This window comes from Neorhizobium phenanthreniclasticum (genome assembly GCF_040066075.1).
GTDB lineage: Bacteria > Pseudomonadota > Alphaproteobacteria > Rhizobiales > Rhizobiaceae > Neorhizobium > Neorhizobium petrolearium.
Genome location: NZ_JBEAAL010000045.1, coordinates 1 through 19,989, shown reverse-complemented (window position 1 = coordinate 19,989; position 19,989 = coordinate 1). Strand labels below are relative to the sequence as shown.

The following is a 19,989-nucleotide window of genomic DNA, read 5'->3' as shown; positions in this document are numbered from 1 at the left end:
ATGCGCAATCTCGAAAAGGTGATGGGTGGTATCTGGCATGGAGCGGCACGGTTTCGGGCGATCGGACATGTGCTGGCAAGCATCTGCGTCGTCGCCACAGCCAATTCGCTGCTGACGACCGCCGTCTCGCTTGATCTTAGCAATCCCGCAATCGATGGCGGCATCGTGCAGCTCTTGCTGACTGCATTTCCGATCGGCTTTCTTGGCGGCTGCCTGTCGGCCCGTTTTTTCGTGTCCCGTCTCGGCCATGAACGCGCTTTTTTGACCGTGACGTTGCTCGCCGCCTTCGCCGCCTGCGGCTACATGCTGACGGAAACGCCGTGGGCCTGGTTTTGGCTGCGCCTTATCAACGGCTTTGCGATTGCGACATTGTTCGTCATTTCGGAAAGTTGGATCAATCTCTATGCCGATCCCAAAAGCCGGGGAGCGTATTTTTCTCTCTATATGCTGATGACCTCGCTTGCCACGCTGTTCGGGCAATTGCTCATCCAGGCGGCAGGCCCGCATTCACCCTATCTTTTCCTGATCGTGCTTGGGGTCATCCTGTCGGGCCTGTTTTACGCCCACTTCGTCGGCGGACGTTGGCCTGTCCTGCCGTTGCCGCCGCCCATCGAGGGGACCAGCAATGCAGCTTCGGCCCATCGCTACGGCATCTTGCAACTGGCGAGCCTTGCGCCCGTCACCGTCGCCGCCGTCTTCCAGGCCGGCATGACCAACATGAACGTCTACACGATGACGCCGATCTTCGGCGAGCGGGTCGGTCTCGACGCGGCATCCTCCGTCACGCTGGTCACAGTCTTCAGCATTGGCGGAATGCTGGCGCAGGCTCCGGCGGGCTGGCTCTCGGACAGGATGGACAGGCGCCTGCTGCTTTTCCTGCAGGGCATTGTCACCGTCTGCCTCTGTGCGGCGGTCGCCTGGCCCGGGACACATTCGCTTGCTCTGCTTTACGGGCTGTTCTTCGTTTATGGGGCGGTCGCGCTGACGATTTATCCGGTCGGCATCGCCTATGCCAATTCTCAGCTCGATGGCCGGCATATGGTGTCGGCCTCCGGTTGCCTGCTGCTGATCTACTCCGTCGGCAATATCATGACGCCGGGAATTGCCGCAGGCCTGATGGAGCGCTTCGCGCCGCAGGCGCTCTTCCTTCTGCTTGGCGGCGGAGCGCTGGTCGTCACCATCGCCGCTGTCTTCAACCTTCTGCGCCAGCCTTCCGTCGGCGTGAAACCATGCCTCGCATCTGGAGGAAGCGAATGAGTGTAAGACAGCCTTTTGACCTCGTCATCCGCGGCGGCAATGTGGTGCTGCCGAATGCGACCAGGCCGCTCGATGTCGGTATCCGCGACGGCATCATCGTTGCTCTCGACGCCGATCTTCCCGAGGGGCGCAATGAGGTGGACGCCGGTGACCGCCTGGTTCTTCCCGGCGGGGTCGACAGTCATTGCCACATGGACCAGCAGCCTTGGGAAGGCAAGGCGACGGCTGATGACTTCAACACCGGTACGTTGTCTGCCTTGTGCGGCGGCACGACGACCGTCGTGTCTTTTGCGATGCAGATGCGCGGCCAGTCGCTGCGTGACATCGTTGAGGATTATCACGATCGGGCAAGACCGAAGGCCCGCATCGACTACGGTTTCCATCTGATTGTCGGCGATCCGTCTGCTGAGGTGCTGCGCGAGGAAATTCCTGCGCTGATTGCCGAGGGCTGCACCTCGATGAAGATCTATCTGACCTACGAGGGGCTGAAACTCGACGACTACGAGGTGCTCAACGTCCTCGATCTGGCGCGGTCGCAGGGCGCTATGGTAATGGTCCACGCCGAAAACGATGCCTGCATCCGGTGGCTGACGGAGAAGTTCATTGCCGCGCGCAAGACCCAGCTGCGTTATCATGAAAAGGCACATTCAGAGATCGGCGACCGTGAGGCGACATTCCGGGCGATCAGCCTTTCGGAATTGATCGAGACGCCAATCCTTGTCAGCCACGTAGCAGCCGGCGGCGCCGTCGAGGAGATCCGCCGGGCCAAGGCGAGGGGGCTGCCGATCTATGCGGAAACATGCCCGCAATATCTTTTCCTGTCAGCGGAAGACATCGACACCCATGATCTGTCCGGTTCCAAATGCGTCTGCACACCGCCACCGCGTGATAAGTCGAACCAGCCAGCAATCTGGGCCGGTATTCTCGACGGGACGCTGGAAGTCTTTTCGTCGGACCACTCTCCGTGGCACTACGCCGACAAGATCGCCGGCGGGCCGGATACGCCGTTTCATCGCATCCCGAACGGCATTCCGGGGATTGAAACTCGTCTGGCGCTCCTGTTTTCGGCCGGAGTCAATGGCGGGCGGATATCGCTGCAGAAATTCGCCGATCTGACCTCCGGCGCCCCGGCGCGGCTCTTCGGCCTCTATCCGCGCAAGGGGCACATTGCCGTCGGTGCGGATGCCGACATCGCGATCTGGGATCCACACCGCCGCGTCACGATCACCAACAGCCTTCTGCACCACGCGACCGACTACACGCCTTATGAAGGCCAGACGGTCACCGGTTGGCCGGTCATGACCATCTCACGGGGCGACATCGTTTTCGACGACGGCAAGGTGCTGGCTGAGCCCGGCCGTGGCCGGTTCATCGCGCGCCAACGGCCGTTCCCACCGCAGCAGGGTCTGTCCAAGGTGCTGGCATCATGACGATGACCGCACGACGCCTCAAAGGCAAGGTCGTTCTGCTTACGGGCGCGGCCAGCGGAATCGGTGCCGCGATCGCGAGGCGCTGCATCGCCGAAGGCGCCTCGGTGATCTGCGCCGATCATGCATTTGAGAGCGCAAGCATCCTGGCAGCCGAACTCGGGGACAGGGCGTTGGCAGTGTCCTGCGACGTGACGGAGGATGCTTCGGTCAAAGCCAGTATCGAGGCCGGCCTTTCGCGTTTTGGTCGACTCGACGGTCTCGTGCATAACGCGGCTGCGCCTTCCCTCGATGGCACCGTCATCGATCTTTCGGAACGGCAATGGCGCCTCGAAATCGACGTCAGCCTGACGGGCGCCTTCCTTGCGAGTAAACATGCAATACCGGCGATGATCGCCGGGGGAGCAGGCTCGGTGGTCTTCGTCGCCTCGCAATTCGCGCATGTGGCTGTCGGCAAGGCTGTCGCCTATTGCGCTGCCAAAGCCGGCCTCGTGCATCTTTCCAAGGCTATGGCCGTCGATCACGCCGCCGATGGCATTCGCGTCAATTCGCTGTCTCCCGGTGCGGTCGCAACGCCGCGGCTTCTGCAACGCTGGCCGAGCCTTGAGGCCGCGGATGCCGGGCTCGGTCCGGCGCATCTGCTCGGACGCATCGCGCGCCCTCAGGAGATCGCTGCGGCGGCAGCCTTCCTGCTTTCGCCGGATGCCTCCTTCGTCACCGGCACGGACCTGCTGGCCGATGGCGGTTACGCAACACGCTGACAGGACTGATGAAGACTTTGGATTGGATGTGCAAATGACCCTTCTCATTACCGGCGGTACCGGTTTTGTCATGAGCGTGCTCGCCCGCACTTGGCTCGAGCGCGATCCCAATGAACGCGTCGTCATTCTCGATCGTGCCGACCTTGATTCCACGGCGGAGCGGTATTTCGCTCCGGTTTGCGACAGGCTTTCGGTCGTCACCGCCGATATCTGCCATCCGGACCACTGGGAAGCGGCTCTTGCCGATCACGATATCCGCTACGTCGTGCACGGCGCGACGGTCACGCCGATTTCGCGCGGCAGTGCCTTGGAGGCGAAGCGGCAGCCGGAGGCAGAACAGCCTGCCAGGATCGTCGACGTCAACCTGATGGGTGCGGTGCATATTCTCGAATGGGCGCGCAGGAATCCAAACCTGAAGCGGTTGATTTATGTCAGTTCGGGTTCCGTCTATCGCCATCACGGACCGGATTGGAGCGGCGAACCATTGCCGGAGGACGGCTATGTCGCGCCGCTGACGCTTTACGGCATCTCCAAGTTCGCTGCGGAAATGGTCGTCAATCGTTATGCCGATCTCTTCGGTTTCTCGGCGGCCTCCGTCCGGCTGGCTTCTGTTTACGGGCCGATGGACCGGGCGACCGAGAGCCGCAATTTCCGACACGTCCCGAACCGGGTCGCACATATGGCGCTTGCCGGCGAAACGATCCGCCCCAACAGCCTCGAACCGGTCGGCGACTACCTGAGCTCGGCCGATGTCGCCGAAGCGATCGCCGCGCTGCTCGATGCCGAGCGGCTGCGCTATCGCCATTACAATATCGGCAGCGGCCAGACGACGACCATCGGCGACGTGATTGCCTGGGCCAAGGAGCGGGAGCCAGGACTGACCGTCGAGATCGACACGGCCGATACGGCGAATATCGTCCAGGACCTCTCGTTGAAGGACGGCATGTGGGGTGCATACGACATAGCTCGCATCGAGCGGGATACGCCCTGGCGGCCGCGTGATCTCAAGCAGAGCTTCCACGATTACATGAACTGGATCAGCGAAAACGAAATGCAGGGCGAGGAACAGTGATGAGCGTTATCGCACAGGACCAACAACGCGACTTCGTCGGCTACGGACCAAATCCGCCGACAATAACCTGGCCGGGTGGCGCCAAGCTCGCGATCAATCTCGTTCTCAACTATGAGGAGGGTTCGGAATACTCCTGGCTTGAGGATGGCCGCAACGATAACTGGGGCGAATACAACATCCCGAACAGCCCGCCGGTGCGTGACCTCGGCACCGAGACGCATTTCGAATATGGAAGCCGGGCTGGGATATGGCGCCTTGCCCGCCTGTTCGACCGCTACGCCATCCCGGTTACGGTATCGGCTTGCGCCGTCGCCTTGCAGAAGAACCCGGCAGTCGTCGACTGGATGAATGCACGCGGCCATGATCTGCTCGGTCACGGCCTGCGCTGGAGCGAATATTCAACGATGTCGCGCGAGGATGAGGAACGGCAGCTCCATGAGGCAATTGCCCTTTATGCGCAACTGACAGGCAGGCGGCCGATGGGCTGGAACTGCCGGTCCTTTCCGAGCGTCAACACGCGCGACCTGATCGTCCGCGAGGGTGGATTCCTCTACTATTCCGACCCCTGCAACGACGATCTTCCCTATTTCGTGGATCATCAGGGCACACGGCTTCTCGTCGTGCCGTATTCGAAGACGCTGAACGACAGCCGTTACCTGATCGCGCCTGGCTACAGCAATCCGCGCGACTTTGCCGAGGATTGTCGGTCGGCGATCGACTATATGGTCGGTGAAGCCGACGAGACCGGAGGACGCATGCTGACGATCGGCGTCCATGCGCGCTGGATGGGCCAGCCCAACCGGGCCTCCGGTCTTCGCGAAGTCATCGAGCATGTCTTGCGGACGCCGGGCGCGGCTTTCATGCGCCGCGAGGATATTGCCCGCCACTGGGCGGATAACCATGAAAGGCTCACCTGAGATGGCCGACACATTGCAGACGCAAACGGGAAACGTGTCGGCCTGCGAGCCGCAAAGCCTCAGCGGCGCGGAATATATTGCGGGCGTCCTCAAGCAGGAAGGCGTCAAGCAGATCATCGGGTTTCCGGCGAGCGAACTGTTCGACGCCTCGGCAGCACTCGACATTCCGCCGCTCATCGCGCGCACGCAAAGGGTCGCCGTCAATATCGCCGAAGGTTACGCCCGCGCCACATCGGGCAAGGAATTGGCTGTTGTCACCGTGCAATACGGGCCAGGTGCGGAAAGTGCCTTTGCCGGCATTGCGCAGGCTTTCAACGACCGCGTGCCCATGCTCTTCCTGCCGACCGGTTACCCACGCGGCTCCGAAGCCGTCTCGCCGAATTTCGAGTCACGCCGCAACTTTTCCCATATAACCAAGTGGTGCGAGACGGCGACCCAGGTTGAGGATCTGCCCAAGCTGATGCATGCGGCGATTTCACGTGTGAGGAATGGCCGGCCGGCGCCGGTCCTCCTCGAATTGCCGGTCGATCTGCTTGCCGACAAGCTCGATAGTTCGCCCGTCCGTCACCTGCGCCCGCGTCGCAGCATCCCGCAGGCAGATGACGGGGAGGTCGCTGAACTGGTGGGCCGGCTTCTCGCGGCCAAGAACCCGATCGTCTTCGCAGGCCAGGGCGTGCTCGCCGCCGGCGCAAGTGCCGAACTCGTACAGTTTGCCGAACTTCTCGACATTCCCGTGATGACGACACCGAATGGAAAGAGCGGCTTTCCGGAAGATCATCCGCTTGCGCTCGGCACGGCGGGTCGCGCTCGCCCTACCACTGTCGATCATTTTCTGGAGAAGGCCGATGTCGTCCTGGCGCTCGGCACCAGCCTGACGCGATCCTACTACATACTGCCGCTTGGCGAGGACAAGGTCATCGTGCAGGTGACGCTCGACGACGCCGATCTCGGCAAGGACTATCCGATTGCTCAGGGCGTTGTCGGCGATGCGCGTTCGGTGCTGAAACAGATGATCGCCCATATCGCGGACAATCAGCTGTCGCTTGCCGAAAGGCCTCAAGTCGCCCGGACGATCGCAGAGCTGCGAGCTGGATTCATTGCTAAATGGATGCCATTGCTTACGTCGGATTCCGAACCGATTTCGCCCTATCGTGTCGTATGGGAGATCATTCAGGCGGTCGATCCGAAAACCTCCATCGTCACCCATGACGCCGGCAATCCCCGCGACCAGTTTTGCCCTTTCTATACGGCGAGCGTCCCCGGCAGCTATCTCGGTTGGGGCAAGACAACGCAACTGGGGAGCGGTCTCGGTTTTGCGATCGGTGCGAAGCTCGCGAGGCCTGAAGCGACGGTCGTCAATCTGATGGGCGAAGCCGCCTTCGGTATGGTGGCGATCGACTTCGAAACGGCAGTCCGCTGCAAGTTGCCGGTGTTGACGGTCCTGCTGCGCAACGACGTGCTCGGCGGATACGCCAGGAGCATGCCGATCGCCACCCGCAAATACGGCGCCAACCGGATGAGCGGCAGCTATGCTCCGATCGCCGAGGCGCTTGGTGGATGTGGCGAGTGTGTCACGCAATCCGGCGAAGTCCGTCCGGCATTACTGCGAGGCCTCGAACGCGTCGCAGAGGGGCAGGCAGCCCTCATCGAGGTCGTGACCCATGAGGAACCGCGTCTTGCGGGGCTTTGGTAGATTGGGGCCTTGTATGTTCGACACGCTGATCACCGGTGGAACCGTCATCAATGCAAATGGCGAAAGGCAGGCCGACGTGGGCATCAGCGATGGGCGCATCGCTGCATTGCTGCCGCCCGGAATGCAGTCCGATGCCCGGACAATGATCGATGCCGGTGGACGGCTTTTGCTTCCCGGCCTGATTGATGCGCATGTCCATCTGCGCGAACCTGGATTGACGCATAAGGAGGATTTCGAGAGCGGTACGAAAGCTGCGGCTCTCGGCGGGGTGACCACCATCCTCGACATGCCGACGGACGATCCCTGGACGGCGACCGCCGCCCAGCTATCAGACAAGATGGAGATGGCGCGCGAGCGGCTGCATATCGATGTTGGTTTCCAGGCGGTGATCAAGCGGAACGGTCAAGATCTCGACGCGCTTCTTGACCTCAAGCCCGTTTCGCTGGAGCTCTTCACGGCAGACGTGCCCGAAGCCTATCTGTTTTCTGATATCGACGCGGTCACGCGGATCTTGCGGCGGCTCGCCGGCCTCGACATTCTGATCGGCATTTCGCCCGGAGACCAGTCGATCCTCGCCGGCTGTGCCTCAGCTGGTGGTAAGGGAGACATCCAGGATTTCCTTGCCAGCCGCCCGCCGCTTGCGGAAGCTGGCGGCATTGCCCGCGCGATCCTGGCAGCTGCCGAAACCGGCACGCGCATCCATGTCCGACAGATCAATTCCGCATTGGGAGTCGAGATCTGGCGGCGTTTGCGCGATCTGGCCGACGCGACGGTCGAGACGACGCCGCAAAACCTCTTCTTCACGGCGGACGATTACGCGAGCATGGGTGCCAACCTCAAGGGATCTCCACCACTGCGCGAGTCGCGGGATGTCGATGCTTTGCACCGCGCCATCTCTGATGGCCTGATCGACATCATGGCGACCGACCACGCGCCGCATATGCCGGCCGAAAAGGCAGCGCGCTACACAACCTTCGCAGATATTCCCGGCGGCATGCCCGGATTACAGACGCTGCTTGCCGTGATGCTCGAGCTTGTCGGGCGCCGCGTCATTGATCTGTCCGGGCTCGTCCGCATGTGCTCGCTCAATCCCGCGAGGCGCTTCGGACTTGGCCGCTCGAAAGGGGCGATCGCCGTGGGCCTTGATGCGGATATCATCGCCGTCGATCTCAACCAATCCACCGTCATCTCCAATGCACTGCAGGCCACGCGTGCCGGTTACACGCCCTTCGATGGTCGTGTCGTTGCGGGCCGGCTGACCGATGTCTTCCTGCACGGCGAACATATCGTCCGCGACGGCGTCCTGACATTGCCCAACCGGGGCCGGGTTGTCCGGCACGGCGACTAAGGAGCATTTTATGCCCATGCTGGATAAGAAAATCGCTATCGTGACGGGCGCGAGCTCCGGTCTCGGTCGCGCCATTGCCCTGCGCTACGCTGAAGAGGGTGCAACCGTCGTCGTGGCGGATATCATCGAAGACCCGATCGAGGGCGGAGAAACGACGCTTAGCCGTATTCTCGCACGGGGCAGCAGCGGTGCGTTCATCAAGACGGACATTTCAAGGTGGAGCGAGGTCGATGCTTTGATCACTGCGGCCGTTGATGAATTCGGCCGCCTTGACGTCATGGTCAACAATGCCGCGATCTACACCTCCACCAATCTGATCGAGACCACCGCTGAACAATGGCACCGGGTGTTATCCGTCAATGTCACTGGCTATTTCCACGGCTGCAAACGGGCGGTGCAACAATTCCTGACGCAGGATCCTGTCGGCGACACGCGCGGGCGCATCATCAACATTTCCTCTCAACACGGCATGGTCGCCTGCCCCGGCGATTTCCCTTATGGCGTCAGCAAAGGTGCCATCGTGCAGATGACCCGGCAGATCGCCGTTGATCATGCAAAGGACGGCATCATCTGCAACGCGGTCGCGCCGGGCAAGATCATTACCGGCAAGCCGGGTGTCGCCAACGATCCCGATGCTCTCGACTATTCGCGACGGCGCACCCCGTGGCCACGGCTTGGTGAGCCCCGCGACGTGGCGAGTGCTGCCGCCTTTCTCGCCAGTGACATGGCGACTTACATGACCGGCGTCAATCTGATGGTTGATGGCGGCTGGATGGCCGGCTGATCGCGCGCCGGAAAACCGACAACAACCGAACCGAAAGGAAACAGCCCATGGATCTGGGATTGAAGGGCAGGACAGCACTTGTACTGGGAGCTGGCGGCGGACTTGGCGGAGCGATCGCCAAAACGCTTGCCGGAGAAGGCGCACAGGTTGCAGTTGCCGACATCAATAAGGACGCTTCGGAAAAGACGGTCGTCGATATCCGCACCGCCGGCGGCTCGGCAATGCCGCTTGGATGGGATCTTGCCGATCTCGACGTCATCGCACCCAACCTCGCCGTCATCGAAAACCAGCTTGGTCCGGTCGACGTTCTCGTCAATATCACCGGCGGCCCGCCGCCGACGCTGGTTTTCGGTCAGAGCGCTGACAGTTGGCGGAAATATTTCGACAGCATGGTGTTGTCGGTCATCGCCATCAGCGATGCCGTTCTTCCGAAGATGCGCGAAAACAAGTGGGGCCGCATCATCACCTCGACATCGTCCGGTGTCGTCGCGCCGATCCCCAACCTCGGACTTTCCAATTCGCTGCGCATGTCGCTTCTCGGCTGGTCGAAGACGCTGGCCGGCGAAGTCGGCCGCGATGGCGTAACGGTCAACGTCGTCCTGCCCGGTCGCGTAGCCACCCAACGTATTACCTTCCTCGACGAGCAGAAGGCGAAACGGGAAGGCAAGGCTTTGGAAGAGATCTCATCCGCCAGCACCGCCTCGATCCCTGTGGGCCGCTACGGCGATCCGCACGAGTATGCCGATGTCGTTGCATTCATGGCCAGCAGCCGGGCATCCTACCTCACCGGCTCTGTCATCCGTGTCGATGGCGGTTTGATCGCAAGTGTTTGAGACAACAATGTTGATCGATTGGGAGAAATTGCTGGCATGTCGTCGACATGACCAGGTCCGTCCCGAAAAGTATTTTGCGCCGCAAGATCTCGGCCGTTCGCATGGAGACGGTCGCCAACGCTATCCTTGAGGAGAAAACAACAGATCCTTGCCATGGTTTCGAGCCTCTTCAAGCTCGTCATTGACGGCAACGAGTTTGAAGCCGGGCAGGGGATCTTGTCTTCTTCCTGCTGGGTCGCGCCTCGCCGCGATTGGCACCGGATCCGAATGACGCGTCTACCATCAGACTTTCGGTCCGGCGCGCCGATCAGTTGCCGGATGAATCGGTTCAGCTGTTTCGAAAGTCGGCGATTTGATAAGTTCGGGCGAAGGTCTCGGGCCTGCTAGTATCATTGCTTGAAACTCCGCCCAGGATCAAACATCTAGGTAGACGATCCAAGTGTTCGGGAGAGGTCCCTGGTCGTATCGAGCACCAGCTCTGCCGCTCTGCTCTCCAGCGAAAGATCGGTGCGGCCCTTAATGCCGAGAATGGTGATTGCCGCAACCAGATGTTCCTCGTGATCGAAGATGCCGGCTGAAACGGAGCAGAAAGCGAGGTCGAACGCCCGTTCGGACACCGCCACCCCGTCGCGTCGCGTCCGGGTGACAATCTCCTCAATCGCCGCAAGATCCGGATCTCTTCCCGTTTCCTGCCGGATGATACCGGTCAATTGATGCAGCGGGAGATAGCTTAAAAAGATTGCGCCCGTGCCCGACGACATGAGTGGTAACACATGCCCCAGCTTCATCGTCACCAGAAGCTGCGAATCCCAGTCGAACTTGCGCACGATGGTCGGGCCAAGATTGCCGAGCACCGAGAGATAGACCGGCAACTGCACCTGATCCTGCAGTATCTGCATCTTTTCTGGTGCAAGCGAGAGGACATCTGCCTGGGAAATGGCAGAAAGTCCTAGCATGGCCGCGCCGGGGCCGAGCCCGTAGCATAGCGTATCGGGATTCTGGACGACGATCCCCATGCGCGCCAAGCTGACGAGGTAGGGATAGGCTTTCCAGGATGGCATGTCCGCCGCCGCCGCGACAGCCTTCAGCGTCTGCCCCCGGCCACCCTGTTCCAGCGCCTGAACCAACCGGTACCCGACCGTGATGGTCTGCACGAACCCCTGTTCGCGGTCGGTCTCAGCGCTGTCTTCTACATTCATGAAATCTCCGCGACGGATTTTTCGTTCAAGGGAACGGAACTCGCATCATATTCGAATAGCCAGTTATAACGCGCATTAACACGATCGCCCCGCCATTCGCGCGTTACATAAGCTTCCGCTGTTTCCTTATTCGCCATTTCGGGATTATGGAAGCGCCGTCCGTTTTCGAGCGAGCCGGTGACCACCCGCGAGGTGCGCTCCAGGCGGAGCGCCTCGTAACGCAAGAGCGCCGTTTCGTAATCCGGCCAGAAGGCATCTAGGCAACGGGCAAGTACCACGCCGTCCTCGATCGCCATCCCGGCACCCTGCGCCAGGAAAGGCAACGTCGGATGGCAGGCATCGCCAAGCAGCGTCGTCCGGCCCTCGGACCAGGCCTGCATCGGCGCGCGGCCGATCAGCGCCCACTTGTAGGGCACTTCGATATTCTCAATCATCGTATGCACGTCTTCGTGCCAGCCCTCGAAGTCCGCGTGGCATTCCGCATGACTGCCTGCCGCCGTCCAGGATTCCACCGTCCAGTCGCCGCGCTCTACAACGCCGACGAAATTCATCAGCTCGCCGCGGCGAACCATATACTGGATCACATGCCGGTTCGGCCCGACCCAATTGGTGCCGACCTGTCGCAGCAGATGTTCCGGCAGCTTCTTCGCGGGGATGATGCCGCGCCAGACCATTAGGCCGGTATATTCAGGCTTGGCCGCACCGAAGATTTTTCCGCGCACGGCGGAATGGACGCCGTCCGCGCCGATGAGGAGATCACCGGAAAAGCGCCGGCCGTCAGCATTGACCACATGCACGCCCCTGTCGTCCTCAATGAAGTCGATGATCCGCGACGATAGGCGGATGGCACCCGGCGCCCGCTTGTCCACCGCATCCACCAGCATCTGGTGCAGATCGGCGCGATGAACCATGTAATAGGGGGCGCCGAATCGGTCGACGGATTCCTGCGCGAGATCGAAGAGAGTCCAGACGCGGCCGGTGCTCCACAGGCGGATTTCCTTGCCCTGCGGCTCCCAGGAGATGTCGGCAAGTTCGCGCCCAAGACCTATATCGATGATCAGCCGGGTGGAATTGGCCGCAAGCTGCAGGCCCGCACCGATTTCCTTCAGTTCCGGCGCCTGTTCATGGATTTCGACCTCGAAACCGCGTTCGATCAGCGCAAGCGCCGCAATGAGGCCCCCGATGCCGGCACCGCCGATGATCACCTTTGCCCGATCCGCCATGAAATCCTACTCCCCTGTAAATTCGATGTTCTTGGATGCCGATCAGGCCGATTGGCCAAAGCGGGCCGAGACCGCCGTCGCAATACTGTCCGCCGCATAGGCCCGCCTTGCGGCAAAGCTCATTTCCGGCGAAAGATTGAGGAACGCCTTCACGGCAGAAAGCGTGACCGCCGAATTGGCGGAAAGCTTCTGCCGGTAGAAGGCGATCCGCGCATCAAGTTCGTCGGCGGCACAGGTTTCCGAAACGAGGCCGAGCTTTTCCGCCGCCGTAGCGGAAAACGCCTCGCGCGATAGGACGAGGCGAGCGAGCGCCGCGCGGCCGATCCGATCGGCAAGCCCGGTCATGACGAGAAGCGGCGGAATATCCCGCTCCAGCTCAGGCACGACGAATTTCGCCGTCTCGTCGGCAATCACGATATCCGCCAACCCCGCCAGCGCGCAGCCGACGCCGAAGGCGCGGCCGGAAACCGCCGCGATGACCGGCACAGGCACGGACCGCAACGCCTCGTAAAAATCCAGCACCGGATCGGCGACGCGCTCGCGGATCGTGCGTGCCGTCGGCTTGGTCGACGGGTCGGGCATGGGCGAGGTGCGGCCGGCGCAGAAATCCGCTCCGTTGCCGCGTATCAGCACGAATTTCGTGCCCTCCGGCAGGTCGGAGATGGCCGCCAGAAAGGTCGAGGTCATCGCAAAGGTCAGCAGATTGGCCTCGGCCGGATTGCCAATGACGATTTCGAGGCAGCCGTCAGGGGCCAGGGTGCTCGACACATTTCCGGCGGCTGTGCTGGATACGGAGCTCATCGCGAACTCTCCCGTTTGGATTGGACGGCGGACCAGATGCGTGCCGGCGTCGCCGGCATGTCGATATGTTCGATGCCGAAATCCGAAAGCGCATCGACGACGGCGTTGATCGTCGTGGCAAGCGACGGCGTGATGCCACTTTCGCCGCCGCCCTTCACGCGCAGCGGATTGCCGCTTGTCGGGTCCTCGACCAGCGCGACAGAGAAGCTCGGATACTGATCCGAGTGCGGCATGGCGTAATCCAGGAAGGTCGCGGAAATCAGCTGCCCGCTTGCCTTGTCGTGGATCACCTGCTCGACCAGCGCCTGGCCGGTGCCCTGCACGATGCCGCCATGCACCTGCCCGTCGAGGATCAGCGGATTGATCGGCTGGCCGGCGTCATCGATCGAGGTGTAGCGCAAGATCCGAGCGGCAAAGGTCTCCATGTCGATTTCGAGTTCGCAGACCGCGGCGCCCGTCGGATAGGCCGGCATGCGGCCCGTGAAACTTGCCGTCGAGGCAAGCACGGTGCCCACCTCTTCGGCAATTTCCGCCACCTCGAAGATCGTCAGCGCCTCGTTGCTGTCGCTGACCCGCCAGAGCCCATCCTTCTCGAAAACGTTGTCCACCGTCGTCTGGTGATAGTCGGCGACGATCTCCTTGATCTGCGCCACGAGCTTCTTCGAATTCTCGACAAGCAGCATACCGCCGAGCCGCATGGAACGGTCGGAATGAGACCCGCCGCCGGATTGCACGATCCGCGTATCACCGGAAATCAGCCGTACCTGTTGCGGCTCCACATGCAGGAGGTCCGCCACCACTTGGGCGAAGGTCGTCTCGTGCCCCTGGCCGGTCGATTGCGTACCAGTAACCACGTCGATGCGCCGCTCCCGTGGCCTCACCGACATGTCAATCCGCTCATGTGGGATGCCGACCGGCGATTCCACATAGTTGGAAAAACCGATGCCACGCCACTTGCCACGCGAGCGGGATTCCGCGCGGCGCGCCTCGAAACCTTGCCAGTCGGCGGCTTCCAACGCCCTGTCCATGTTGGCGGCAAAATCGCCGCTGTCATAGGTCAGGCCCATGGCGGAGGTATAGGGCAGTTGATCCTTACGGACGAGGTTGCGGCGGCGGATTTCCAGCCGGTGGATACCGAGCCTGAAGGCGGCGATATCTATCAGCCGTTCGATCGCAAAATGTGCTTCCGGCCGGCCGGCGCCGCGGAAAGGCGCGGTCGGCACGGTATTGGTCATCGCGCCACGGATCTCAACCGAGGCAAAGGGCACGTCATAGACCGTTGTCAGCACGCGATAGCTGTTCGCCATCGGCACGTAGGCGACTGTGTAGGCGCCGACATTGCCGGTCATTTCCACTGCGTAACCGGTGATTCGCCCGTCTTTCGTAAACCCCATCCGCACGTGATGCACCATGTCGCGCGCCTGATAGTCGGACATGAAAGATTCGGTGCGGGTGCTCGTCCAGCGCACCGGCCGGCCGAGCTGCTTTGCCGCGATCGCCAGCATTGGTTGTTCCGGCGAAAGATTGGTGCGAGGGCCGAAACCGCCGCCTGTATCCGGGCAGATAACCTCAATCTCATCCTTGGTAATACCGAGACATGCGGCCATCGTGTCACGATGACGGATGGCACCCTGGCTGCCGGCGATCATGTGATATCGGCCGGCCTTCGCATCGTAGCGCACCATGGCCGAACGCGGCTCCATCTGCGCATTGGCAATGCGCTGATTGACAAAGATCTTTTCGATGACCAGCGCCGAGCCCTCAAGCGCCGCCTTCGTCCTCTCCTTATCGCCGAATGTCGCCCGAACGGCCAAATTCCCTGGGATCTCCGGTTCCAGCAGGTGGGCGCCCGGCTCAAGGGCTTCCCGTGCATCGATGACGAAGGGAAGCTCCTCGTATTCGATCATCACCAGTTCAGACGCATCCTGGGCGATGGCCGCACTTTCGGCGACCACCATGACCACCGGCTCACCGACATAGCGCACGCGGTCGAGCGGCAGCGGAAGCTGGTGGATATCGAAGGAAATGTTGTCCGGGTTGTGCCGGAAGGCACGCTTCGTGTGGTCGCGCGCATCGGCCGGGTCGGCGAGATGGTTGATCGGCTTGCCGCCCGCCGCGACATAGTCCTCGCCGGTGAAGACGCCCAGAACACCTGGATATTCCAACGCCGCCGACGGATCGATCGAGACGATCTTCGCCGACGGATAGGGACTGCGCAGGAACACCGCATGGCACTCGTTTTCGAGCCGGAAATCATCCGTGTAGCGCCCGTTGCCGGTGACCAGCCGCCGGTCCTCGAACCGCGGCATCGGTCGGCCGATGAAAGGGCGTCTGCTGGCGGGCGGTTCCATCGACATGCCTTTACACCCCGTTCAACCGGCAGCCTTGGCGTCAAGTGTCCAGGCGCCATCCCTGGTCCGGCTCAGCCGCCCCGCGGCCCGGAAATCGTCGAAGGCTTCGAGAATTTCGCGACCGTCACGCGAACCGGTGGCGGTCATCAGCGCGTTGAAGGTTTTCGGGCCATCGAGGAGCGCCGCTTCCAGCGAAGCGAAACGCGGGCCTTCGAGAGCCGGCGGGCTCGGGATGCGGCCTTCGATGGAACGGGCCACCTCGATCGGCATGGTGCAATCGAAACCCGCTTTCGAACCCAGATGGGCCCCGGCCAGCGAGGGATCGAGCGGCAGGGCGCGATAACCGGAACCGACGATCAGATCGCGATCCGCCTGGAAGCGCGTCGCAAAGGCCCAATCGGTCTGCTGGTCGGAGAAGATGTCGATATCCGGATCGAAGACGAAGATGTGCTTGACGTTGGCGAGCGAACCGAAAGCGGCGGCGATCGCATTGCGTGCCTCGCCCGGCACGCGCTGGCGCATGGAGATGCGCACGTTGAACATGCCGCCGGAGGATGTGGTCGCATAGACGCCGAGCGGCTCGCGGATGGCATTCTGCAGAGCCCGCCAGACGGTCACTTCGGTGCGCAACGCAATGAGCTGCGCCGCATCGGTGATCGCAAGCTGGCGGCCGGCAATGGTCGAGGTCTGGAAGACCGGCTTGGCGCGGTGGGTGATGGCGGTCAGGTGGAAGACCGGGTTCATCTTCACGCCGCCGTAGTAACCGAGGAATTCGCCATATGGCCCTTCCGGTTCCACATGACCCTCGGCACTCAGATAACCTTCCAGGATGAATTCCGCGTCCGCCGGCACCATGAGGTCGTTGGTGACGCATTTCACGAGCGGCAGCGCCTCGTCGCGCAGCGTGGCAATGAGGCCGACTTCATCGACCGGAATGCGCATGGTCGCGGCCACCTGATCGATCGGATGCGATCCGACCACGAAGGCAATCGGCAGCGGCTTGCCCTGCTGCGCCTCATACTCGTAGATCGCCTTGAGGTCACTCGGCGCCACGAGATCGACGCCGGCATCATGGCGCCCGCGCAGCATCAGCCGGCGCATGCCGACATTGGTCAACCCCGTGCGCGCATCCTTCACGACATCGACAGCGGCGGAGATATAAAGCGAGCCATCCATCTCATGCTGCAGATGCACCGGAAGCTTGGTGAAATCGGCGTCCTTGCCGAGCTTCACAACTTCCTGCACCGGCGCTTCATCGCGGGAAACTTGCCTGAAGGTGGGCGTTTTGCTAAGCCGGCGAAGGACTTCCGCGAGAAGGTTCGGCACGGTCGTATCGAAAGCGATCGCCAGCCGTTCGCGGGTCGCGGCGACATTTCCGACCAGAGGAATGCCCTCATTGCAGACGTCGTTGAACAGCACCGCCCTGGAATTGCCGTCGAGCCGGTGCGCGACGTCGAGAAGCTCGGTGCGGCCGTCCTCCACCTCAAGCTCGCCGGCCGCCTTCAGGCGATCCAGAAAAGCCTGCAGCGCGAAATTGCTATCACCCTTTTTGAGACCGCTCGACATTCAATCCTCCACTCGACCTTCGGCGATATTTGAAATTAATGAACTTTGTTGTACTATTCTGAAGAATTGGACGTCGTCAATGTCGAAGGCTGGTCATGAGTGAATTGAAGAAAAAGGAAACGGACGACCGCCGCGGCATCCAATCCGTGGAAGTGGGCTTTTCCCTGATCCAGGTCCTGGCCCAGGCGCCCGCCAAGATGCCGCTGAAGGCGCTGGCGGCGGCGGCGGACATGATTCCCAGCAAGGCGCACCTTTATCTCGTGAGCTTCACGCGGCTCGGTCTGGTGGTCCAGGACCCGGTGACGGCCCGTTACGGGCTTGGCCCCGCGGCGATCCGGCTTGGCATCGCGGCGATCAACCAGCTCGATGTAGTTGAAGTCTCCCGGCGCCATCTGGAACGTTTCCTCGAAATCTACGGCATTTCGGTTAGTCTGGCGGTCTGGTCCAATCGCGGCCCAACAATCATATACCGGGTCGACGGCCGCCTGCCTGTACCTGCCTCGGTGCGTGTCGGCCACGTGCTTCCGGTGCTGCAGACGGCGACTGGCCGCATCTTCATGGCCTATCTGCCGGAAAAGGAATGGAAGAGCATCGCCTCTTCCGAAGCCAGCCTTTCGCCGGACTTTCTCGAATGGACGAGCAAGACGCTGAACGCGGTCCGCAGTCAGCAGATCGCGGTGACGAATGGCCAGCTTCATACGGGCTTCTTCGGCGTTTCCGCGCCGATCTTCGATAACGAGAACCGCATCTGCGCCGCGGTTTCCGCCCATGGTCTCAGCGAAGCGATCGATCTTAGCCCCGAGGGTCCGATCGCCTCCGGCATCCGCGCAGCCGCCCGGGAGATCAGCACCGAACTCGGAGCTGCGGTCTTGGAAACTGTCTGAGCGGCGAGTGCGCATCTGGATCGGCCCGCTGCTCACCTCGCGGGGGGCATGAACTTGAACTCGGAGTTCGTCCGCGCGCGGTAGGACTTCACCAGTTCCATCTGGCTGTCGGTCGAGGGAAGGCCAAGCGTGTAGGCAAGCCGCCGCGTGGAATTGTGAATGCCCGAGACGATCCGCATGCCGGGCGCGTAACCGGGAAAATTGTCGAAGAGGGTCGCAGGCGCCTTTCTGGCCGCCGAATGGGCGAAGATCTTCATGCCGCCGCGCTTCATGCGTGCGGACGTCATACGGCTGGTTCATAAAACTCCCTCCCCGAGCTCAATGATGACTGTATGAAATTCAGCAAATATCCAATTCGTGCTCGCCTGACGATATACATAAGAATCGAATTCAGCAATTTCCTATCGCCTGGCATTTGAGACAAGTCTGCATGCACCCTTCGCAGATGACGAAAGTGCCCTAGAGAACTCAACTGCATCGCAGAATGCCCGATAGAAACGCATAAAAACGAAAGCTCACTTGGCCAAGGAAGATTGCCATAATTAAATTTAATTATACAATCGCCAATCACTGTCCTAATGGCGATACCGATGCGCCGCTTGGGCAGCGGGAAATATTGGGAGGATTTTGATGAAAACTATCACTCGCAGATCCATGCTTGCAGCAGGCATCGCGCTTGGCATTGCAGGCGCCGCCTGGTCTCCGGCTTCAGCACAGGACGCTGCTGCCGATTATCCGAAAAAGCAGACAGTCAGCTTCATCTGCGCATTCCAGGCCGGCAGCGGCGCCGATATCGTCGTGCGCTATTTCGCCGACCAGTTTGGCAAGCTGACGGGCTCCACCGTCATCGTGGAGAACAAGCCGGGCGCCGGGGGCAATATTGCCGGCCAGTATGTCGTTCGCGCCAAGCCGGACGGCTATACGATCTTCTTCCACACCGGCAGCTCGCTCGCCGGCAACATGCACATGTTCAAGAACCCGCCCTTCGATGCGGACAAGGATCTTGCAGTCGTTTCGACGATCAACAAACAGCCCTTCATGATCAACGTACCGACTTCGAGCCCGATCCAGAACATGAAGGAACTGACCGAGCTGCTGAAAAAGGAAGGTTCAAACGCAAGCTACGCCGTCAACAACACGTCCGGCAAGGTGCTCGCTGCCACCTACGTCAAGATGGCCGGCCTTGAAACGGTGGAAGTGGCCTACAAGAGCAGCGCCGACTCGATGAACGACATCATGAGCGGCGCCGTGGCCTTCGCCTCGCAGGACCCGATCTTTTCGCTCGGCCAGTATCGCGAAAAGCGCTACCGCATCCTGGCGGTCAGCTCCGCCGAGCGCCTGCCGGCAATACCGGATGTGCCCACGATGACTGAGTCCGGCTTCCCAATGGATCAGGTCGGCTGGTTCGTCACCATGGTGCCGGCCGCCACGCCGAAACCCATCGTCAACAAGCTGAACGGCTATTTCAACGAACTCCTGAAGCGCGATGACGTGAAGAAGTTCATCGAGGAACAGGGCGGCGCTGTCTATATCAGTACGCCGGAACAGGGTCAGGCCTTCCTCAAGAAGGAAATCGCCGCCTGGGCTGACCTGGTGAAGGTCGCCAATATCCCGCAGCAATGATAGGAAAGGCGAAGCCTGAGAACCATCCTCGGGCTTCGTCTCAAGCTTGCGCTGCAATACTAGTGTGACGTCCCAGAGATTATGACTCGTTGAGCAAAGGTATTGGATAAGACTTTGCCATCTTTTTCGCGGGCTTGGTCTGTCGAGAACATCCATCGGATTTGAGCGCCACTTTCGGTTCGACGCCGCTCCCAGGCGTCAACCTCGGATTTGAGCAAGTCGCGGTTGTCGATACGGCGGTCAAGACACT

The 19,989-nt window shown here is 61.2% G+C and carries 17 protein-coding genes; 11 read left to right on the top strand and 6 right to left on the bottom strand.

Annotation, left to right across the window (positions count from 1 at the left end):
* From ABK249_RS31705 to ABK249_RS31665, 9 genes are read left to right on the top strand one after another with little or no spacing between them, the layout of a single operon-like run.
* The gene (locus ABK249_RS31705; protein ID WP_227705458.1) at window positions 1-1,257 is read left to right on the top strand and encodes an MFS transporter; all 1,257 of its coding nucleotides are present in this window, start codon (window positions 1-3) and stop codon (window positions 1,255-1,257) included.
* Window positions 1,254-2,687 (top strand): dihydropyrimidinase, encoded by a 1,434-nt coding sequence (hydA, locus tag ABK249_RS31700; protein ID WP_227705459.1) that lies wholly within the window; start codon window positions 1,254-1,256, stop codon window positions 2,685-2,687. Before ABK249_RS31705 ends, hydA begins: the two co-directional genes overlap by 4 nt.
* Window positions 2,684-3,445: an SDR family NAD(P)-dependent oxidoreductase gene (locus ABK249_RS31695; protein ID WP_227705460.1), complete on the top strand. Its 762-nt coding sequence runs from the start codon at window positions 2,684-2,686 to the stop codon at window positions 3,443-3,445. The genes hydA and ABK249_RS31695 overlap by 4 nt, the downstream gene beginning before the upstream one ends.
* Window positions 3,446-3,479: 34 nt before the next feature.
* The gene (locus tag ABK249_RS31690) at window positions 3,480-4,517 is read left to right on the top strand and encodes an NAD-dependent epimerase/dehydratase family protein (RefSeq protein ID WP_227705461.1); all 1,038 of its coding nucleotides are present in this window, start codon (window positions 3,480-3,482) and stop codon (window positions 4,515-4,517) included.
* A complete protein-coding gene (locus ABK249_RS31685) occupies window positions 4,517-5,434 on the top strand; it encodes an allantoinase PuuE (RefSeq protein ID WP_227705462.1) in 918 nt (305 codons plus the stop codon). The genes ABK249_RS31690 and ABK249_RS31685 overlap by 1 nt, the downstream gene beginning before the upstream one ends.
* Complete coding sequence (locus ABK249_RS31680) at window positions 5,418-7,127, top strand: thiamine pyrophosphate-requiring protein (protein ID WP_227705463.1); 1,710 nt, start codon at window positions 5,418-5,420, stop codon at window positions 7,125-7,127. Before ABK249_RS31685 ends, ABK249_RS31680 begins: the two co-directional genes overlap by 17 nt.
* 13 nt (window positions 7,128-7,140) lie before the next feature.
* Entirely contained in the window at window positions 7,141-8,475 is a 1,335-nt protein-coding gene (locus tag ABK249_RS31675) for a dihydroorotase (RefSeq protein WP_227705464.1), read from the top strand.
* A gap of 10 nt (window positions 8,476-8,485) precedes the next feature.
* Entirely contained in the window at window positions 8,486-9,259 is a 774-nt protein-coding gene (locus ABK249_RS31670; protein ID WP_280107542.1) for an SDR family NAD(P)-dependent oxidoreductase, read from the top strand.
* A 47-nt stretch (window positions 9,260-9,306) separates the two neighbouring features.
* On the top strand, window positions 9,307-10,092 hold the full coding sequence (locus ABK249_RS31665; protein WP_227705466.1) for an SDR family oxidoreductase: 786 nt from the start codon (window positions 9,307-9,309) through the stop codon (window positions 10,090-10,092).
* A 422-nt stretch (window positions 10,093-10,514) separates the two neighbouring features.
* On the opposite strand, the gene ABK249_RS31660 is transcribed toward ABK249_RS31665, so the two are convergent.
* The 5 genes from ABK249_RS31660 to ABK249_RS31640 are packed head-to-tail and all read right to left on the bottom strand — an operon-like array spanning window position 10,515 to window position 17,232.
* Complete coding sequence (locus ABK249_RS31660) at window positions 10,515-11,291, bottom strand: IclR family transcriptional regulator (RefSeq protein WP_227705467.1); 777 nt, start codon at window positions 11,289-11,291, stop codon at window positions 10,515-10,517.
* Window positions 11,288-12,514 carry an FAD-dependent monooxygenase gene (locus ABK249_RS31655; protein WP_227705468.1) on the bottom strand — a complete coding sequence of 409 codons (1,227 nt, stop codon included), beginning with the start codon at window positions 12,512-12,514 and terminating at the stop codon, window positions 11,288-11,290. Before ABK249_RS31655 ends, ABK249_RS31660 begins: the two co-directional genes overlap by 4 nt.
* 42 nt (window positions 12,515-12,556) lie before the next feature.
* On the bottom strand, window positions 12,557-13,315 hold the full coding sequence (locus ABK249_RS31650; protein WP_227705469.1) for an enoyl-CoA hydratase/isomerase family protein: 759 nt from the start codon (window positions 13,313-13,315) through the stop codon (window positions 12,557-12,559).
* Window positions 13,312-15,672: a xanthine dehydrogenase family protein molybdopterin-binding subunit gene (locus tag ABK249_RS31645; protein WP_227705470.1), complete on the bottom strand. Its 2,361-nt coding sequence runs from the start codon at window positions 15,670-15,672 to the stop codon at window positions 13,312-13,314. The genes ABK249_RS31650 and ABK249_RS31645 overlap by 4 nt, the downstream gene beginning before the upstream one ends.
* A gap of 15 nt (window positions 15,673-15,687) precedes the next feature.
* Window positions 15,688-17,232 carry a UbiD family decarboxylase gene (locus ABK249_RS31640; protein WP_227705471.1) on the bottom strand — a complete coding sequence of 515 codons (1,545 nt, stop codon included), beginning with the start codon at window positions 17,230-17,232 and terminating at the stop codon, window positions 15,688-15,690.
* Window positions 17,233-17,327: 95 nt separating this feature from the next.
* Here ABK249_RS31640 and ABK249_RS31635 point away from each other — a divergent pair, with 95 nt between their 5' ends.
* A complete protein-coding gene (locus ABK249_RS31635; protein ID WP_227705472.1) occupies window positions 17,328-18,116 on the top strand; it encodes an IclR family transcriptional regulator in 789 nt (262 codons plus the stop codon).
* Window positions 18,117-18,148: 32 nt separating this feature from the next.
* On the opposite strand, the gene ABK249_RS31630 is transcribed toward ABK249_RS31635, so the two are convergent.
* Window positions 18,149-18,403, bottom strand: coding sequence for a UbiD family decarboxylase domain-containing protein (locus ABK249_RS31630; RefSeq protein WP_227705473.1), 255 nt, complete (start codon window positions 18,401-18,403; stop codon window positions 18,149-18,151).
* Window positions 18,404-18,746: 343 nt separating this feature from the next.
* Here ABK249_RS31630 and ABK249_RS31625 point away from each other — a divergent pair, with 343 nt between their 5' ends.
* Window positions 18,747-19,739, top strand: a complete 993-nt coding sequence (locus ABK249_RS31625) for a Bug family tripartite tricarboxylate transporter substrate binding protein (RefSeq protein WP_227705474.1) — start codon at window positions 18,747-18,749, stop codon at window positions 19,737-19,739.
* Window positions 19,740-19,989: the final 250 nt, after the last annotated feature.

Bases quoted from the DNA above. Each gene is read 5' to 3' on its own strand.
- ABK249_RS31705 (WP_227705458.1), top strand. From the start codon at position 1: ATGCGCAATCTCGAAAAGGTGATGGGTGGTATCTGGCATGGAGCGGCA.
- ABK249_RS31675 (WP_227705464.1), top strand. From the start codon at position 7,141: ATGTTCGACACGCTGATCACCGGTGGAACCGTCATCAATGCAAATGGC.
- ABK249_RS31695 (WP_227705460.1), top strand. From the start codon at position 2,684: ATGACGATGACCGCACGACGCCTCAAAGGCAAGGTCGTTCTGCTTACG.
- ABK249_RS31680 (WP_227705463.1), top strand. From the start codon at position 5,418: ATGAAAGGCTCACCTGAGATGGCCGACACATTGCAGACGCAAACGGGA.
- ABK249_RS31670 (WP_280107542.1), top strand. From the start codon at position 8,486: ATGCCCATGCTGGATAAGAAAATCGCTATCGTGACGGGCGCGAGCTCC.
- ABK249_RS31665 (WP_227705466.1), top strand. From the start codon at position 9,307: ATGGATCTGGGATTGAAGGGCAGGACAGCACTTGTACTGGGAGCTGGC.
- ABK249_RS31635 (WP_227705472.1), top strand. From the start codon at position 17,328: ATGAGTGAATTGAAGAAAAAGGAAACGGACGACCGCCGCGGCATCCAA.
- ABK249_RS31690 (WP_227705461.1), top strand. From the start codon at position 3,480: ATGACCCTTCTCATTACCGGCGGTACCGGTTTTGTCATGAGCGTGCTC.
- ABK249_RS31640 (WP_227705471.1), bottom strand. From the start codon at position 17,232: ATGTCGAGCGGTCTCAAAAAGGGTGATAGCAATTTCGCGCTGCAGGCT.
- ABK249_RS31660 (WP_227705467.1), bottom strand. From the start codon at position 11,291: ATGAATGTAGAAGACAGCGCTGAGACCGACCGCGAACAGGGGTTCGTG.
- ABK249_RS31650 (WP_227705469.1), bottom strand. From the start codon at position 13,315: ATGAGCTCCGTATCCAGCACAGCCGCCGGAAATGTGTCGAGCACCCTG.
- ABK249_RS31685 (WP_227705462.1), top strand. From the start codon at position 4,517: ATGAGCGTTATCGCACAGGACCAACAACGCGACTTCGTCGGCTACGGA.
- ABK249_RS31625 (WP_227705474.1), top strand. From the start codon at position 18,747: ATGAAAACTATCACTCGCAGATCCATGCTTGCAGCAGGCATCGCGCTT.
- ABK249_RS31645 (WP_227705470.1), bottom strand. From the start codon at position 15,672: ATGTCGATGGAACCGCCCGCCAGCAGACGCCCTTTCATCGGCCGACCG.
- ABK249_RS31655 (WP_227705468.1), bottom strand. From the start codon at position 12,514: ATGGCGGATCGGGCAAAGGTGATCATCGGCGGTGCCGGCATCGGGGGC.
- hydA (WP_227705459.1), top strand. From the start codon at position 1,254: ATGAGTGTAAGACAGCCTTTTGACCTCGTCATCCGCGGCGGCAATGTG.
- ABK249_RS31630 (WP_227705473.1), bottom strand. From the start codon at position 18,403: ATGACGTCCGCACGCATGAAGCGCGGCGGCATGAAGATCTTCGCCCAT.